This window comes from Exiguobacterium sp. UBA6309, assembly GCF_002439205.1.
Classification (GTDB): Bacteria; Bacillota; Bacilli; order Exiguobacteriales; family Exiguobacteriaceae; genus Exiguobacterium_A.
The window spans coordinates 256,876-273,220 of sequence record NZ_DJTL01000009.1; the positions used below are offsets into that span (position 1 = coordinate 256,876).

The window sequence follows — 16,345 nt, forward strand, 5'->3', positions numbered from 1 at the left end:
TTAGGATTTCAAGTGTATTTTTTTAGATTTTTTGAGGTTTAGCACTAGTCAATCCGGGAATAATCAAGTATACTAATAAAAATCAGAATTATCTGACAAATTACAAAGGAGCGTGGCCGAGATGAAACAAGTAATTGAAGCTTTCCGTAGACAAGATGCAGAGCAGCGAATTCCAGTGCTACGTCTCGAAATCGATTATGAGCTCAGTACGCTCTTCGATGCGATTCAAGCCAATGACCAAGCTGGCATGTCAGCAAGTAAAGATCGTTTAGATAAATATCGTCAGGAGATGCTTCGCTTAGAAGCTTAACCTCATAGATCTCCCATCTCTCCTCCCCCTTGAGATGGGACTTTTTTTGTTTTACTGTTATTCTATTCATAAACGAAAGAGAGGATCGTTTCCAGATCGTGTACTGGTCGATCCTCTCGCTTCATTTCTTAAACAGAAAATACTTTATGCGTTTATTTCTGTCTCACAGTCTAGATTAATCGACATCACGACCTCGTGATGCCTTCAAAATCTCAAACCATTGCTCGCGCGTCAACGACAGCTTCGTCGAACGAACAGCAGATTCGATGCGTTCAATCTTACCAGAACCGACGATCGGCATGATACGTGCTGGATGTTTAAGTAACCATGCATATGCGACTTCGTCGATTTCTTTTGCCCCGATCTTTTCAGCGATCTCAGCTAATTTTTCACGTAACGGTGCGTATCGTTCGTCCTTAAAGAGACGACCGCCCGCAAGCGGACTCCATGCCATCAATGGCATCTCATTTTCATGACACAGATCGACGGATCCATCCTCGAAATGTTTCAGTTCCGAAACCGACAACTCGAGTTGGTTCGTCACGAGCATGAATGGTAAGCGTGATTGTATAAGACTCTGTTGCGCAGGTGTATGGTTCGAGAGACCGAATGTCCGTACCTTTCCTGCGTCCTTCAACTCTACGAACGCTTCAGCAATCTCGTTCGGATCCATCAATGGATCTGGACGGTGAATCAACAACGTATCGACATACTCGACACCGAGTTCTTGAAGAGAACGATTGACTTGTTTGATGATATGCTCTTTCGTCGTATCATAGAACGATAATGACTGATCCGAGAAATGGTTCCCTTTCATCTTGATGCCCGTCTTCGTGACGATCTCCATCCGGTCACGTAATTTCGGTTTTAAGGCAAGAGCTTCCCCGAATAAGCGTTCATTCGTATAATCGCCATAGATATCTGCATGATCAAACGTCGTAATTCCTAAAGCAAGGCATGCTTCAATCAATTCAAGACGCTCTTCCTTCGTCATTTCCCATTCATTCAATCGCCACAGACCATGAATGATCCGTGAGAATGATAAATCTTCTGTTAGATGAATCCGTTCCATGTTTCTTCCACTCCTCTATCGTATGAACTCTATCTCGTTTACTGTACCTCAAAATGGTAACGGTTGCACGAATTTCAATTTTCAATGCTCTAAGACAAAAAACAGGATTCCGTCATCGACGGAATCCTGTTTAGGACTTATTGAATTTGCTCGACTTCCTGCATGACTTCATCTTCGATTTGCTGACGTTTTCGTGTCGTCTCAGCAGCATCTGGTGACGTGACGCTGAAATAGAACTTAATTTTTGGTTCCGTGCCCGATGGACGAAGGCAGAACCACGATCCATCACTGAGCGTGAACTTCAAGACATTGGATTTTGGCAGATTGATCGGTGAGGGTTGATGTGTCTTCAGATCGTGAGCGATGCTCGCATCATAATCCTCGAACAAGACGACCTGTTCTCCAGCCACTTGTTTTGGTGGATTCTCACGGAACGTATCCATGATACGACCAATCTGTGCCACGCCATCCTTCCCTTTGAGCGTCAGAGAGCGGAGTGACTCTTCAAAGTACCCGAACTGCTCGTAAATCGACTGTAATGCCTCATAGAGCGTCCGTCCTTCTTTTTTGTGATACGCAGCCATCTCAGCAGCTAACAAGCACGCTTGGACGGCATCCTTGTCGCGGCAGAAGTCCCCGATGAGATATCCATAGCTCTCTTCATAGCCGAAGAGATACTCATATTGACCCGATGCATTGTATTGTTTGATTTTTTCCCCGATGAACTTAAAGCCTGTCAACGTGTTCTCGACATGGAGATCATAATGACGTGCAATCAACGCACCTAGTTCTGAAGTAACGATTGTCTTCGCGACAAATCCGTTCTCTGGTAGTGTCCCCTGCGCCGCTTTTTGTGAAAGGATGTAGTCAAGCAACAATGCCCCCGTCTGATTCCCTGTCAAGACTGTCCATTCTCCGTCTGCATCACGTGTTGCTACTCCGACGCGGTCAGCATCGGGATCCGTCGCAATCAAGATATCGGCATCTGTACGATCTCCGTATTCGATCGCCAGTTTAAAGGCAGCATGTTCTTCCGGGTTCGGTGACGTCACGGTCGGGAATGCACCGTCTGGCTCTGCTTGCTCCTTGACGACTGTCACGTGTTCGAAACCGTAACGTTTCAAACCTTCTGTTACCGGTACAAGACCTGTTCCGTGAAGTGGAGTGAAAACGATTTTTAGTGGATCGGCTAATTCCGATTGGATTGAAGGTAAGACACGAATCGTCTGTAATTTTTCTTGATACGCTTCGTCAAGTTCTTCGCCGACACGGACGATTAAACCGTTCGCACGAAGGACTTCTTCTTGCTCAAGTTCAATCGACAGCTCGTCTTCGATTTGACTGACGTACGATACGAGTTCATCCGCTTCTTTTGGTGGAAGTTGTCCACCGTCGTCTCCGTACACTTTATATCCGTTGTATTCTGGTGGGTTGTGACTCGCTGTGATGACGATCCCGCCCGCTGCTTGTAAAGACCGAACCGCAAACGAAAGTTCTGGTGTCGGACGTAGACCGTCGAACAGATACGCTTTGATGCCGTTACTTGCGAGCGTCCGTGCCGCCTCCAGCGCAAATTCTGGTGAGAAATGGCGTGAATCGTGTGCGATGACGATTCCTTTTGCTGCCGCTTCTTCTCCTGATGCCTTAATGAATGCTGCGAACCCTTGTGATGCTTTTCGAACCGTGTACACATTCATCCGATTCGTTCCGACACCGATCTCCCCGCGCATACCACCTGTTCCAAACTCGAGTTCTTTATAGAATGCTTCTTCAGCTGCTTTTTCATCCGCTGCTAGCGTGACGAGTTCTTCTTTTAATGTACTGTCAAGATCAGCGAACTGATCCCATTTTTGATAGGTTTCTTTCCATGACATAGTAAATCGACTCCTTTTTGAATGAGGGTAAGACTTGCGATGATGCGATACCTTTCATATGATTAACACTAGAAAGGGTAAGGTGATGAGGCATGTTTCCTACGATTCAAATGGCAGACCTTCAACAGCTCGTCCGTACGGATCAGATTCGCTGGTTTGACTGCCGCTATGACTTACAACAACCTGAATATGGACGAAATGCTTTCTTAGAACAACACGTCGAAGGTGCACAGCACCTGGATTTAACGACTGACCTTTCTGGTCCAATCGATGAGGTCGGCGGTCGGCATCCGCTTCCTTCAAAAGAAGCGTGGCAACACACACTGGAACAGCATGGTGTGACCCCGGAAGACTTCGTCGTTTTGTATGACGATGGTTTTCCGTATGCCGCTCGTGCATGGTGGTTATTTAAATGGATCGGACATGAGCGTGTCGTCGTTCTCGAGGGCGGATTCTCCTCTTACCTAGCGTTCGATCTTCCGGTTACAGACGAGACTTTTACTTATGAACCCTCTCAGTACACGCCGCGTTTCCAAGACGAGATGCTCGTCTCGTTCGAAGTGCTAAAGGATCAGCTGACAGAAACGCTGGTCATCGATTCCCGTGCGCCCGATCGGTATCGCGGAGAAATCGAACCACTCGATCATGTCGCCGGTCACATTCCAGGTGCCGTAAATTGTTACTTTGAACAAGCACTCTCACCAGATGGTCGTTTACGAGATGCGGAAGATTTGAAAGAACTATACGCCGACATCCTGCCGGTCACGGCACCTATCCTCTACTGCGGAAGCGGTGTGACAGCGTGCGTCAATGTCATCGCTCTCCACTCACTCGGGAAAACCGATGTCCGGCTTTACGCCGGCTCTTATAGTGATTGGGTCAGCCGCGGTGAAGACGTCTCCCGTTCGTAAACATCAGACGCTGACAGAAACATCTGTCAGTGTCTTTTTGTTTAGAATTGAATTGGTTTGATGTTCCAGATCGCATTCGCATACTCTTTAATCGTTCGATCACTTGAGAACACACCTGACCGAGCAATATTAAGAATGACACGTTTATACCATTCTTCCGGTTGCTGATACATCCGATCGATACGTTCCTGCGCTTGTTGATACGACATGAAGTCTTTCAGGATCAGATACTCATCATTATACGTCAATAATGAATCGTAAATTGCTTGGAATTCACCCGGAGCAAATAATGTCCCGTCGACGAGACTATCGATGATTCGTCGCAACTCGGGTTGGGCACTGTATTGATCATACGCACTATAACCGCCGTATTGCTTATAATTCATGACTTCCTGCGGCGTTAATCCGAAGATGAAGATGTTCGCATCCCCAACTTCATCTCGAATTTCGATGTTCGCTCCGTCGAGCGTTCCAATCGTCAAAGCGCCATTCATCATGAACTTCATATTGCCGGTTCCAGAGGCTTCATAGCTGGCAGTCGAAATCTGCTCACTGACATCACTTGCCGGGAAAATCTTTTCAGCAAGCGATACACGATAGTTTTCTAGGAAGACGACTTTCAAGTATGGGCTGACCTCTGGATCCTGATTAATTAAGCGAGCTAACGCATTGATATAACGAATGACTTCTTTTGCATAATGATAGCCTGGCGCTGCCTTTGCACCAAAGATGAATGTCCGCGGTGTCATCGTAAAGGAACGGTCTTCCTTCAGACGATAATAGAGCGAATGAATGTGTAACGCATTTAAGAGTTGACGTTTGTACGCATGCAATCGCTTGACTTGAACATCAAAAATCGAGGTTGGATCCACGACGATACCTGTTTCCTTTTCAATGAGCAACGCTAATTCTTCCTTACGCTGAAGCTTGATCCCGGCGATGTCCTTCTGCAGTGCTGAATCCTCTGCCCATTTCGTCAATTTTTGCAAATCGGACGGATGCTGAATCCAACCATCCCCGATCGCTTCTGTCACACGGTTTGCCAGTGCTGGGTTCGATGAGAGAAGCCAGCGACGATGTGTAATCCCGTTCGTCTTATTATTAAATCGAAGCGGAAACATCTCATAAAATAGTCGCATCTCGCGCTGCTTCAGAATCTCAGTATGAATCTGAGCGACACCGTTCGTTGAATGCGTGCCGACGACAGCCAGATTCGCCATGTTGATCCGATCGTCCGCGATGATGGCAATATCTCGCATATGTGCTTCCATGTGTGGATAGTTCGCCAGCACATCTTTACAGAAGCGTCGGTTGATTTCCTCGATGATGAGATAGATGCGTGGCAACAAGCGACGGAACAAATCGACCGGCCAGCGCTCGAGTGCTTCTGACAGTAACGTGTGGTTCGTAAACGACATGACACTCTTCGTGATGCGCCATGCTTCTTCCCAGCCAAATCCTTCTTCATCGACAAGAATCCGCATCAACTCTGGAATCGCGACGACCGGATGTGTATCGTTGATATGGATAGCGATATGGTTGCCGAGTTGCTTCAGTGAATGATTTCGCTTTTTAAAGGACGTTAAGATACTCCGTAATCCAGCAGAGACGAAGAAATATTGTTGCTTTAGACGCAACTCTTTTCCTTCATACGTCGTATCATCCGGATACAAGAACTCTGAAATCGTCTGAATCGATTGTTTATGTGCCAGTAAATCTTTATAGTTCCCACGGTATTGGCTAAGTAATTCATCATCATCAAGTGGGGACTCAGCACTCCAGAGTCGCAGGTTATTGACAACCTTGTTTTGATAGCCAACGATCGGCATATCGTACGGAACAGCACGGACGATTTCCGTCGGTTCATGATGGACGCGATACCCATCATCGACTTCTTCGAGCCACACATGTCCACCGAATGAAACATCGACCGCTTTATCAGAACGTCTAATTTCCCACATGTTTCCGTTCTTCAGCCAGTTATCCGGTAGCTCGACTTGATAGCCGTCGATGATTTTTTGCTTAAAGAGACCATACTGATATCGGATACCGTTCCCATGTCCCGGTAAACCAAGCGCAGCCAAGGAATCAAGAAAACAGGCTGCGAGACGACCGAGACCTCCGTTCCCAAGTCCAGGTTCCGGCTCTTCTTCTGTCAGATCACTGAGCTGATATCCGAGTTCTTCTAGTCCCCGTTCCACATCCTTTAAGACGTCAAGGCTTAATAGGTTGTTATGCAGGAAACGTCCGAGTAAAAACTCGAGTGAAAAGTAATAGACTTGCTTACTTTTTTTATGGGTATATGTTTCCTTTGTCCGTAACCAATCGGTCGTGACCGTCTCACGTACCAGATAAGCAAGCGTCTGATAGATATCGTTTTCTGTTGCTTCCGTTATTGCCTTGCCATGCATCGAAACGAATCGTTCCGTAAACCTCTCCTTGAACTTCTCTTTATCTTTGAACATGACGTAACTCCTTTTCCCAGTGATACGATCAAGTGGCGGACGGTGCAATCAAACGATATAACGCCAAGTATTCGTCGGCTGAACGCAACCAACTGAAATCCTCATTCATCGCCGTCTCAATCAAGTGCTCAAAGACCGGGCGATCATGATAGACCTCGATGGTACGTTTAATCGCTTCTAAAAACTCATGTGCATTATAATTCGCGAACGAGAATCCATTTCCTTCTAACGTAAACTGATTGAATGGCTTGACCGTATCACGAAGACCACCTGTTTCCCGGACGACTGGTAAACAGCCGTACTTCATCGAAATCAACTGACTGAGACCACATGGTTCAAAACGCGAAGGCATCAAGAAGGCGTCACTGCCTGCATAGATTCGTTGCGCGAGACCAATGTCGAACCCGATGTAAGAAGCGATTTTGTCTGGACGAATCGATGTCGCATGATGGAACAACCCTTCATATTCCGCTTCACCTGATCCAAGGATGATGAACTGCGCATCGAGTTCAAACAAATCTGGCAAGATATGCGCGAGCAAATCAATCCCCTTTTGGTCGACGAGACGAGAAACGAAACCAAACAATGGTACATCCGGATTGATGGGGAGACCTAGTTCTTCTTGTAAGGCAGCTTTGTTCTTCGCCTTTCCTTCCGTGACGGTATCGACCGAATACGTCTCAACGAGATGCGTATCATGTGCAGGATCAAATTGACGATAGTCGATTCCATTCAAGATTCCGCGTACGTCGACAGCACGATGTTGTAAGACGGGTTCAAGCGTCTCACCGTAATACGGATCCATGATCTCATCACGATATGATGGACTGACTGTCGTGATTTGATTGGAATGGACGAGTCCTGCCTTCATGTAATTGACGAGACCGTTATGAGCAATACCATCGGCTGTGAAGTGTTCATGACTCAATCCAAGTAAGTCACCGAGTACTTCCTCCGGGAAAACACCTTGATATTGTAGATTGTGAATCGTAAAGACCGTTTTAATGTCTTGATAGCGCTCTAGGTGCTGATAATGGATCCGTAGGAACGCCGGAATCACACCTGTTTGCCAATCGTGACAATGGATGATGTCCGGTACTTCTTTCCGATCGAGATGTTGAATCATCTCAAGAACGGCACGTGAAAAATACGCAAATCGTTCCGCATCATCGTAATGTCCATAAATGACACCATCGCGTTTGAAATAGTACTCATTATCGATGAAATAGAACGTCACACCATCTTGTTTTAATCGGAGGACAGCACCAAATTGCTGTCGCCAGCCAACTGGTACGATGAAGTCGAATAAAAACTCCATCTCTGATTTGTATTGTTCCTTGATTTGACCATAATTGGGTAAGACGACCGAAACGTCTGCCCCTTCCTCAGCAAGCGCTAAAGGGAGCGAGCCGACGACGTCAGCTAGCCCCCCTGTCTTGATGAAGGGTGTCGCTTCCGTGGCAGCAAACCATACCTTCATGAATGACATCTCCTTTAAACGATTGTTTGTTTTTTGATGACGATTGGTTCTTCTACCGTACCGCGAATGACTTGACCGCGTTTGACGGTCACTTCTTTGTCGAGAATCGCGTACTCAACGACCGCGCCTTCTTCAATGACCGATTTTTGCATGATGATCGAGTTTTTGACGCGAGCATGCTTTCCGACTTTAACACCACGGAACAGGATGCTATCCGTCGTCGTGCCTTCTAACTTACAGCCGTTTGCGACGAGTGAGTTCTTAATCGCTGAACCTGGCAAGTAACGTGTCGGCGGTTCATGCTTGATTTTCGTGTAGACATGCTGGAAGTCGTTGATTGCTCCCCACTGTTCAAGCAATAGCATGCTCTCACGGTAGTATGAACGAAGTGAGTGGATGACTTGTGATGTACCACGATATTCATATCCATGTACATGCAAGCGATTTAGCTGCGAGCGGATGATACTTTGTAGTAAATCGTACTCACCACGCGCAATCGCCTCATCAATCAAACGAACGAATAGGTTCTTCGATAGAACGACCGTTTCCATGTAGAACGTCTCATCAGTTGGTTGGAACCCTCGTGATCCGATTGCAGTCACGCGGTTCTGCTCGCCAAAGCGAATTGGACGGCAGTATTTGCAAGGCAGTTCACGTTTCGTATAAACGACTGTGATATCCGCATTCGATTCTTTATGTTCGCGCAAGACATCACGATAATCTACGGCTGATAAGATGTTCGAACCAGAGACGACGACATAGTTCTCCTTGCTGCGCAGGAAGAAATCGCGATGAAGGTGGAAGTTTGAGAGATCTCCCCGGAACTCATTCGCATCTTGTGATAATGCAGGCGGGAAGATGTAGAGTCCACCGTTTGAACGGTCAAGATCCCACTCTTTTCCTGAGCCGAGGTGATCCATCATCCCACGATATTTTTCAAGCGTAAAAACTCCGATGTTCGCGATATCGTTTTGTACCATGTTCGTTAATGTAAAATCGATCAATCGATAACGACCCGCAAATGGCACAGCTGCCAAGTTACGATGCTCTGTTAGTTCTTTGAAAAATCCTTCTTCACCACTTAGATTGATGACGCCTAATAAATCGACCTTCATTCGAATATCCCCCTTATTGAATTGCTTCTTTGATGACTTCGTTCTTTTTAACGAGGCTCTCTGCTTCAATGACGAAGACTTCTCCGTCCGGAGATCCAATCGTCGCACCATCTTCAACGATGACACCATCTGCTAAAATCGCCCGGTGAATCGTGACGTCTCGTCCGATTTTAACGTTCGGGAAGATGACTGAGTCTTTGACGAGTGATCCTTCCGCTACTTCTACACCATGGAAGAGGACTGAATGATTAATTTCACCTTCGATATGGCATCCTTCATTGATGATTGATGACTCGACCGTTGCAGCGTTCCCGATATATTGAGGTTGTTGGTTCGGGTTGACAGAATAGACTTTCCAAGATGGATCGTATAAATCAAATTCTGGTTCTGCCGTCAACAAATCCATGTTTGCTTCCCAGAGCGATTGAATCGTTCCGACGTCTTTCCAATATCCTTTGAATTTATACGCACGGATATTCAGATTTTCAAAGAGCATGTTCGGAATGATGTTCTTACCGAAGTCGAAGCTTGATTCCGCATCCCCTGCATCTTGAATCAAATGACGCTTCAATACATCCCAGTTAAAGACATAGATTCCCATCGATGCGAGATTCGATTTGGGATTCTCTGGCTTTTCTTCGAATTCATTGATCCGGAGATCATCGTCGGTATTGAGAATTCCGAATCGTGGTGCTTCTTCCCATGGGACTTCACGTACAGAAATCGTCACGTCAGCTCCACCAAGTCGATGCTCCTCGATCATTTTTTCATAATCCATTTTATAAATATGATCGCCTGATAGGACGAGTACATAGTCAGGGTCGAATTGGTTGATGTAACTCATGTTTCGATAAATGGCATTCGCTGTTCCTTCATACCAGTTCTTTCCGTTTTGAGCTTGGTAAGGAGGTAGAATCGTTAAACCACCGTTACGTCGATCTAAATCCCACGCACTCCCGATTCCGAGATAGCGGTTCAATTCAAGTGGTTCATATTGCGTTAACACGCCGACTGTATCGATTCCTGAGTTCGTACAGTTCGAAAGCGGGAAATCAATGATGCGGTATTTTCCTCCAAATGCAACAGCTGGTTTTGCAGTATGTTTCGTTAAAGCTCCCAGACGTTTCCCTTCTCCGCCTGCAAGTAACATCGCAACGACATTCTTTTTAGCCATTTCGTCCCCTCCATTTATGCTCTTTTTTTCAGACAATTTGAGTTATAAATTCCACAGATACTTCTATATACCCAATCTTTTCTCTTTTTAATATAACATTCCTGCAAAATAGGTTTATTAAAATACAAAAACCGAAAAAATAATCTACTGATTTCTCCATAAAAGACCGATAATAGGAATGAAATGGATTTTTGAAAGGAGTTCTCATGCGAATTACTACCGGATATCTCGTCTTATTTGGTCTTGCGACGATGCTTGTATTTTCCTTATTTTCAATTAAAGATGAGTTGAACACAGCACGTACATTTTTTTTCTGGGCCGACGAACAGACGACACGACGTCCACTGACCTCCTACCAACCGATCACTGTAACGTACGAAAATAAACAGGTCGAGCTTTATGATGGATTACGACGGGATGACTTGACGCCTCAAACATTACCCAAAAAAGTCGAGCAAGCGTTTGTAGCAATCGAAGATCAACGTTTTTATCAACATGACGGTTATGACATCACAGGAATCTTACGTGCATTTACTAAAAACCAGTCTGATTCTAAATCCCAAGGCGGAAGTACGATCACACAACAACTAGCAAGAATGACGTACCTATCAAACGAAAAAACGTATACTAGAAAAATAAAAGAGCTGTTAATCGCTGTGTCTTTAGAACAGAAATATTCTAAAAAAGAACTAATGACGGCGTATGTCAATCAAGCATATTTCGCGAATAATATTTACGGGATCGAACTGGCTGCAAAATCATATTTCAATAAGCCAGCGCGCGAGTTAAATTGGTCTGAAATCTGCTTTTTGACAGCGATTCCGAACAATCCGTCACTCTACGATCCGCTTCGTTTTCCTGAAAATACAAAAAAACGTCAGCAACGAATCGCTCAAGCATTAGTGCGCGATCGTGTACTGACGAAAGATTTTACTATTTCTCATGTGACACCTCGATCCTATAAGCCGCGGGTTCCTTATCCAGACTATATCGATGCAACCGTCCAAGCTGCCATCCGGATGACCGCTCAACAGCACGGATGGAGTGAGAAGCATGCTTCGGAATATCTACATCAACAAGGTGCGATCATTTCGACATATCTCGACTCAGCCGAGCAACAACGAGCTAAAGAAGCTCTTCGTCGTCTACCAGACCCGATTGAGGGAGCCTATGTTGGCATTGATGGACAAACACATGGGGTTACGGCTTTAGTCGGCTACAAATCAAATTTGACCGGTCAGTTCAACCGAGCAGTGCAGTCGTACCGACAACCTGGTTCAGCCATCAAACCGTTACTTGTCTATGGTCCTTATCTCGAGAAGACGAAAGCTCGATTGTCGAGTACGTTAGACGGTAGTCCTGTCTGTATCGATGGATACTGTCCATCAAATAGCGGAAATCGGATCCTTGGACAAGTGACGATTGCCGATGCGATCGCTTATTCTTATAACACACCAGCGATTCGTGCTTTTGCTGTTTCTTTCCAAGAAGGATTGAAGTCCATCCGTCCGTTCCATTTCAGTCAGTGGACACGGAAGGATGATGCCTTCACGAGCGCTTTAGGCGGTTTGCAGTACGGCATTAGTCCGTTTGAACTAACAAATGCTTATACCGTATTCGTGAATGACGGGCTCTATCGACCGGCTTCGATGATTAAAAGTATTACGTTTCGAAACGGAACGGTCGAACGACCGCAGGAAAAGGAACAACGGATTTGGTCCAGTCAGACGAACCGTGAATTACGGGCTGGTTTAAAGAATGTCATGACGTATGGGACAGGGCGCAAAGGATACGATCCTTCCGCGCGCTATATCGGAGGAAAAACAGGAACAACGAATGATAATAAGGATATGTGGTTCGTCGGTATCAAAAATCAACACATCGGGGGTATTTGGTTAGGAGCTGACCGTCCCCGCCCTTTCCCTGCTGAAGCCAATGCAACGTTACAGGTCCAGACGTGGGCGACGATTTTACGTCCTTGAGTCAACTCGGAAATAAAATTGCTTCTCCAAAGGAATTGAATAAGGTCAGACCAACCCATGATAGACCAGCGAGTAGAACGCCCCAGGCTAAGAAGGAGAAGATGATCAACCCAACAGCTCCAGCCGCACTCGTCATTTTACTAATCTGTACCGTGTAAAAGATAAAATAGATGAAGAAAGATACAAGCAATACGATCCCGACGTGCAAGAAGGACGTCATGAAAGCAAAGCTGACACATCCTCCGACGAGCAGGAGAATACTGCCCGGACGTAACATACCGAGTGTCGTTCCCTCTTGTTCTTTGATGAAAAAGGCGAAACCGAGCTGATTGATCGTGTCCGATAGTAGTTTAAGCGAACTAAAGATCATGAAATAGACGATCAAAAAACCAAGCCAAACGACGAGCTTCGTATCACGTGCCGTCAGTAGCTGGAGCAGTTCATCGTACACGCCGACTTGATCGAGCCAATGCAATGCAAGTTCCGTCGTCGCGATCGCAAGGGATGTACTAAATAACAAGATGCTGATCAGTGGGGCATAACTTAATAGGTAAACGTTCGTACGCATGTGGAGTCTCCATTCATAGAAAATTCATATGTAGCACACAATTTCACTTACAGGTATACTATAATAGATTATATCGGTTCAAGAGACTGAAGGGGGAAACAAAAATGGCATTTATCTTAATGGTCGGCGTAAGTCTTGCGTTTTTGACAGCAATCTTCACTGCAGGCTACAACAAAAAACCTGAAGGTAACGAATAACTCATAAAAGCTCCATCCTGAATCAGGATGGAGCTTTTGCTTTACAGAAGACCTGCGTATCCTTGCTGACGTAATGCTTCATAGACGATGATCGCTGCCGTGTTCGAGACGTTCAGTGAACGAACGAGATTCGATTGGGGTAAACGGATACACCGTTCTGCGTTTGAATCGATGACTTCAAGCGGCAATCCTTTTGTTTCCCGACCAAAGACGAAGAAATAGTCCTGTTCAACGTCCGATAAGTCAATCTGACTTGGGTACTGTTCCCCGTATTTCGTAATATAGTAGAAAACACCTTCCGGATGTTTTTCCCACAGTTCTTCTAACGAATCATGATAACGGACATCGACAAATTCCCAGTAGTCAAGACCCGCACGTTTAAGTTGCTTGTCGTCTGTCGAGAAGCCGAGCGGTCGGATCAAGTGAAGGACGGAATGCGTCGCTGCACATGTTCGCGAAATATTACCTGTATTTTGAGGAATTTCCGGTTGATACATAACGACATGAATAGCCATGGTTCAATTCTCTCCTATCTCATGCGCTAAAAGCGCTTCTTTATGGGCAATTCCGCTTGCGAAACCCGTCAATTTACCAGTCGCCCCGATGACACGGTGGCATGGATAAATCAATGCGATCGGATTCCGATTCAAGGCACCGCCAACAGCTCGTGCTGCCTGTGGTTTTTCAATCATTCGAGCCAGTTCACCATAACTGATCGTCTGACCGAACGGAACGGTTCGCAAAGCTTGTAACACTTTCCCTGCAAATGGTGTGACACGCAACTGACAAGGAAGCGCATCAAGCGCTTGTACCTCTCCTTGTGCATAACGATCAAACGCCATACGCCAAGCTTTCGGTAATGTACCCTCGTCTGTCTCTTTTGCTAAATAGGTCCGAGCACGATCTTTATTCAATCCAAAGTCGAGGTACACGATTTGCTCTTTTTCCCATGCGACGAGCAATGTACCGAACTCATAAGTGAGCTGTTGAAATGGCATCTGCTTCCCCCCACTCTTCAATTAACCGTCGTCCTTCTGTCTGAACATCCACTGCAGTATCCGCTAAAAGACGGGATTCGATGTACGACTTCTCATCAATTCCGCCAATCCGACCGACTGCCCAGAGTGCAAGCGCCCGCATGTCTTCGCGGGCATCTGTTTCCGTCATTAACCGTAGCGCATCAATCGCACTCTTGTCTCGATAATGGACGAGCGCACAAATCGCATTACGTTGAATCGGCTTCTTACCACGCCATGCTCCGGATAATGTTCCGAAACGACTCTTGAACTCACGGTTACTCATTGATAAGAGTGGAACAAGGAGCGGTTTGACCTGCTCCGGATCCGGTTGTAGTTCAACATGATGTGTCGCATTCTTCTTCCGGTTATATGGACATACTTGCTGACACGTATCACACCCATACAGACGGTTCCCAAGTGCCATCCGAAACGGTTCTGGCAGTAGCGTTTTCGTCTGTGTTAAAAATGAGATACATCGTTTAGCGTCGATGACACCAGGTTCAACCAACGCATCCGTCGGACAAGCATCGATACATTTATTGCATGTTCCACATAATTCTTCGACTGGCTGATCCGGCGGCAAGACGAGGTCAGTAATCAATTCACCGAGATAAAGATACGATCCGTGCTCTTCACTGATGATCGAGCAATTTTTACCACTGAATCCAATACCTGCTCGTTCTGCTACTGCACGATCGACGAGTTCTCCTGTATCGACCATCGAGCGCGTCCTTGCACCCGGACTCAACTGTTGAATTTTTTCTTCAAGCAACGTCAAACGTTGTCGCAACGCCTGATGATAATCCAGTCCCCAGGACGATCGACAAAAAATACCCCGCCGCTCCCCTTCCTTGCCACGAGGTGCATTTTTGAGAGTACTTGGATACGCGACCGCAATGGCAATGATCGAAGCAGCATCTTCTACGAGTAACGAAGGAGTCGTTCGTAGATCGAGATCGGGCTCTTCAAAACCAGAAGCAAATCCTTTCTCCTGTTGGGCTTGAAGTCGACGTTTTAAGACAAGAAAAGGGTCAGCCGTCGTCACCTTCAGCTCATCGATTCCAATCTCAACTGCGTACTCTTGTAAAGCCAATTTCAATTGTACACCATCCATTACGACACGCTCCTTTCCTCTTATGATTCCTTCCTAAACAAAAAGAGCAAGGTGTCAGCGAAAACGACACATTGCTCTTTTAGGTAAGCGGGTGAAGGGAATCGAACCCTCGTCATCAGCTTGGAAGGCTGAGGTTTTACCATTAAACTACACCCGCATGATCAGGTGAAACATCAGATTGTGTAAAAAGTATAAAGCGGGTGAAGGGAATCGAACCCTCGTCATCAGCTTGGAAGGCTGAGGTTTTACCATTAAACTACACCCGCAAGATACCGGTGGTCGGAATCGAACCGACACTCCAAAGGAACACGATTTTGAGTCGTGCGCGTCTACCAGTTCCGCCACACCGGCACAATCTCTTGCAAAACTATTTAATTGAGAAATAGTTGGAGGCGCCAGTCAGAATCGAACTGACGATAAAGGAGTTGCAGTCCTCTGCCTTACCACTTGGCTATGGCGCCACTCATTGGAGCGGAAGACGGGATTCGAACCCGCGACCCCGACCTTGGCAAGGTCGTATTCTACCACTGAACTACTTCCGCTTGAAAAGCTGGGCTGGAAGGGATCGAACCTTCGCGTGCTGGAATCAAAATCCAGTGCCTTACCACTTGGCTACAGCCCAATAATAAGAGGGCGACTGATGGGAATTGAACCCACGAATGCCGGAATCACAATCCGGTGCGTTAACCACTTCGCCACAATCGCCATGGTAAACAGGGGCAGCAGGAATCGAACCCGCGCTGACGGTTTTGGAGACCGTAGTTCTACCGCTAAACTATGCCCCTATGGTGGTGGGGGGGGGCGGATTCGAACCGCCGAACCCGAGGGAGCGGATTTACAGTCCGCCGCGTTTAGCCACTTCGCTACCCCCCCACAAATGGGAAAATCATGTTGTTAATAAAGATGGTGGCTTTGGACGGAATCGAACCGCCGACACAAGGATTTTCAGTCCTTTGCTCTACCAACTGAGCTACAAAGCCTTAACAATGGCGGTCCTGACGGGATTCGAACCCGCGATCTCCTGCGTGACAGGCAGGCATGTTAACCGCTACACCACAGGACCG

Annotated in this window: 13 protein-coding genes and 11 tRNA genes; 3 read left to right on the plus strand and 21 right to left on the minus strand. The window is 46.3% G+C overall.

Annotated features, from left to right (window positions below):
* The first annotated feature begins 121 nt into the window (after positions 1–121).
* Positions 122–310, plus strand: a complete 189-nt coding sequence (locus B3M90_RS02505) for a hypothetical protein (RefSeq protein ID WP_035409434.1) — start codon at positions 122–124, stop codon at positions 308–310.
* A 175-nt stretch (positions 311–485) separates the two neighbouring features.
* Here the strand turns inward: B3M90_RS02505 and B3M90_RS02510 are convergent, their stop codons facing one another.
* Positions 486–1,382: an aldo/keto reductase gene (locus B3M90_RS02510; RefSeq protein ID WP_290782435.1), complete on the minus strand. Its 897-nt coding sequence runs from the start codon at positions 1,380–1,382 to the stop codon at positions 486–488.
* Positions 1,383–1,519: 137 nt separating this feature from the next.
* On the minus strand, positions 1,520–3,256 hold the full coding sequence (locus B3M90_RS02515; protein WP_056059933.1) for a phospho-sugar mutase: 1,737 nt from the start codon (positions 3,254–3,256) through the stop codon (positions 1,520–1,522).
* A 92-nt stretch (positions 3,257–3,348) separates the two neighbouring features.
* On the opposite strand from B3M90_RS02515, the gene B3M90_RS02520 reads away from it, so the two are divergent.
* Positions 3,349–4,167 (plus strand): sulfurtransferase, encoded by an 819-nt coding sequence (locus tag B3M90_RS02520; protein WP_290782437.1) that lies wholly within the window; start codon positions 3,349–3,351, stop codon positions 4,165–4,167.
* A 41-nt stretch (positions 4,168–4,208) separates the two neighbouring features.
* Here the strand turns inward: B3M90_RS02520 and B3M90_RS02525 are convergent, their stop codons facing one another.
* Genes B3M90_RS02525 through B3M90_RS02540 form a run of 4 tightly spaced genes read right to left on the minus strand, consistent with a single transcriptional unit; the run spans position 4,209 to position 10,401 of the window.
* On the minus strand, positions 4,209–6,632 hold the full coding sequence (locus B3M90_RS02525) for a glycogen/starch/alpha-glucan phosphorylase (RefSeq protein WP_290782439.1): 2,424 nt from the start codon (positions 6,630–6,632) through the stop codon (positions 4,209–4,211).
* A gap of 28 nt (positions 6,633–6,660) precedes the next feature.
* Positions 6,661–8,112: a glycogen synthase GlgA gene (gene glgA, locus B3M90_RS02530; RefSeq protein WP_290782441.1), complete on the minus strand. Its 1,452-nt coding sequence runs from the start codon at positions 8,110–8,112 to the stop codon at positions 6,661–6,663.
* A 14-nt stretch (positions 8,113–8,126) separates the two neighbouring features.
* Positions 8,127–9,227, minus strand: coding sequence for a glucose-1-phosphate adenylyltransferase subunit GlgD (gene glgD / locus B3M90_RS02535; RefSeq protein ID WP_214856778.1), 1,101 nt, complete (start codon positions 9,225–9,227; stop codon positions 8,127–8,129).
* Positions 9,228–9,240: 13 nt separating this feature from the next.
* Positions 9,241–10,401 (minus strand): glucose-1-phosphate adenylyltransferase, encoded by a 1,161-nt coding sequence (locus B3M90_RS02540; RefSeq protein WP_214856779.1) that lies wholly within the window; start codon positions 10,399–10,401, stop codon positions 9,241–9,243.
* Between the two features lie 206 nt (positions 10,402–10,607).
* Here B3M90_RS02540 and B3M90_RS02545 point away from each other — a divergent pair, with 206 nt between their 5' ends.
* Positions 10,608–12,383, plus strand: coding sequence for a transglycosylase domain-containing protein (locus tag B3M90_RS02545; protein ID WP_290782443.1), 1,776 nt, complete (start codon positions 10,608–10,610; stop codon positions 12,381–12,383).
* Between the two features lies 1 nt (position 12,384).
* Here B3M90_RS02545 and B3M90_RS02550 read toward each other — a convergent pair whose 3' ends face one another.
* The 15 genes from B3M90_RS02550 to B3M90_RS02620 form a co-directional block, all read right to left on the minus strand.
* Positions 12,385–12,951, minus strand: coding sequence for a DUF5366 family protein (locus tag B3M90_RS02550; protein ID WP_035409453.1), 567 nt, complete (start codon positions 12,949–12,951; stop codon positions 12,385–12,387).
* Positions 12,952–13,189: 238 nt separating this feature from the next.
* On the minus strand, positions 13,190–13,663 hold the full coding sequence (gene trmL, locus B3M90_RS02555) for a tRNA (uridine(34)/cytosine(34)/5-carboxymethylaminomethyluridine(34)-2'-O)-methyltransferase TrmL (protein ID WP_290782445.1): 474 nt from the start codon (positions 13,661–13,663) through the stop codon (positions 13,190–13,192).
* A gap of 3 nt (positions 13,664–13,666) precedes the next feature.
* Positions 13,667–14,146 carry a methylated-DNA--[protein]-cysteine S-methyltransferase gene (locus B3M90_RS02560; protein ID WP_290782447.1) on the minus strand — a complete coding sequence of 160 codons (480 nt, stop codon included), beginning with the start codon at positions 14,144–14,146 and terminating at the stop codon, positions 13,667–13,669.
* Positions 14,121–15,281, minus strand: a complete 1,161-nt coding sequence (gene queG / locus B3M90_RS02565) for a tRNA epoxyqueuosine(34) reductase QueG (protein WP_214856786.1) — start codon at positions 15,279–15,281, stop codon at positions 14,121–14,123. The genes B3M90_RS02560 and queG overlap by 26 nt, the downstream gene beginning before the upstream one ends.
* An 86-nt stretch (positions 15,282–15,367) precedes the next feature.
* Positions 15,368–15,438, minus strand: a tRNA-Gly gene (locus B3M90_RS02570).
* A 38-nt stretch (positions 15,439–15,476) separates the two neighbouring features.
* Positions 15,477–15,547: transfer RNA gene (locus B3M90_RS02575), tRNA-Gly, on the minus strand.
* Positions 15,548–15,551: 4 nt separating this feature from the next.
* Positions 15,552–15,632, minus strand: a tRNA-Leu gene (locus B3M90_RS02580).
* A gap of 36 nt (positions 15,633–15,668) precedes the next feature.
* Positions 15,669–15,742, minus strand: a tRNA-Cys gene (locus tag B3M90_RS02585).
* A gap of 6 nt (positions 15,743–15,748) precedes the next feature.
* Positions 15,749–15,823: transfer RNA gene (locus B3M90_RS02590), tRNA-Gly, on the minus strand.
* 8 nt (positions 15,824–15,831) lie between these two features.
* A tRNA-Gln gene (locus B3M90_RS02595) sits at positions 15,832–15,903 on the minus strand.
* Positions 15,904–15,913: 10 nt separating this feature from the next.
* Positions 15,914–15,986: transfer RNA gene (locus tag B3M90_RS02600), tRNA-His, on the minus strand.
* A 9-nt stretch (positions 15,987–15,995) separates the two neighbouring features.
* Positions 15,996–16,066, minus strand: a tRNA-Trp gene (locus B3M90_RS02605).
* A gap of 4 nt (positions 16,067–16,070) precedes the next feature.
* Positions 16,071–16,154, minus strand: a tRNA-Tyr gene (locus B3M90_RS02610).
* A 31-nt stretch (positions 16,155–16,185) separates the two neighbouring features.
* Positions 16,186–16,261 (minus strand) — tRNA-Phe (locus B3M90_RS02615).
* Positions 16,262–16,268: 7 nt separating this feature from the next.
* Positions 16,269–16,344 (minus strand) — tRNA-Asp (locus tag B3M90_RS02620).
* Position 16,345 lies beyond the last annotated feature (1 nt).

Bases quoted from the DNA above. Each gene is read 5' to 3' on its own strand.
- trmL (WP_290782445.1), bottom strand. From the start codon at position 13,663: ATGGCTATTCATGTCGTTATGTATCAACCGGAAATTCCTCAAAATACA.
- B3M90_RS02520 (WP_290782437.1), top strand. From the start codon at position 3,349: ATGTTTCCTACGATTCAAATGGCAGACCTTCAACAGCTCGTCCGTACG.
- B3M90_RS02540 (WP_214856779.1), bottom strand. From the start codon at position 10,401: ATGGCTAAAAAGAATGTCGTTGCGATGTTACTTGCAGGCGGAGAAGGG.
- B3M90_RS02510 (WP_290782435.1), bottom strand. From the start codon at position 1,382: ATGGAACGGATTCATCTAACAGAAGATTTATCATTCTCACGGATCATT.
- B3M90_RS02525 (WP_290782439.1), bottom strand. From the start codon at position 6,632: ATGTTCAAAGATAAAGAGAAGTTCAAGGAGAGGTTTACGGAACGATTC.
- B3M90_RS02545 (WP_290782443.1), top strand. From the start codon at position 10,608: ATGCGAATTACTACCGGATATCTCGTCTTATTTGGTCTTGCGACGATG.
- B3M90_RS02560 (WP_290782447.1), bottom strand. From the start codon at position 14,146: ATGCCATTTCAACAGCTCACTTATGAGTTCGGTACATTGCTCGTCGCA.
- B3M90_RS02515 (WP_056059933.1), bottom strand. From the start codon at position 3,256: ATGTCATGGAAAGAAACCTATCAAAAATGGGATCAGTTCGCTGATCTT.
- B3M90_RS02550 (WP_035409453.1), bottom strand. From the start codon at position 12,951: ATGCGTACGAACGTTTACCTATTAAGTTATGCCCCACTGATCAGCATC.
- queG (WP_214856786.1), bottom strand. From the start codon at position 15,281: ATGGATGGTGTACAATTGAAATTGGCTTTACAAGAGTACGCAGTTGAG.
- glgA (WP_290782441.1), bottom strand. From the start codon at position 8,112: ATGAAGGTATGGTTTGCTGCCACGGAAGCGACACCCTTCATCAAGACA.
- B3M90_RS02505 (WP_035409434.1), top strand. From the start codon at position 122: ATGAAACAAGTAATTGAAGCTTTCCGTAGACAAGATGCAGAGCAGCGA.
- glgD (WP_214856778.1), bottom strand. From the start codon at position 9,227: ATGAAGGTCGATTTATTAGGCGTCATCAATCTAAGTGGTGAAGAAGGA.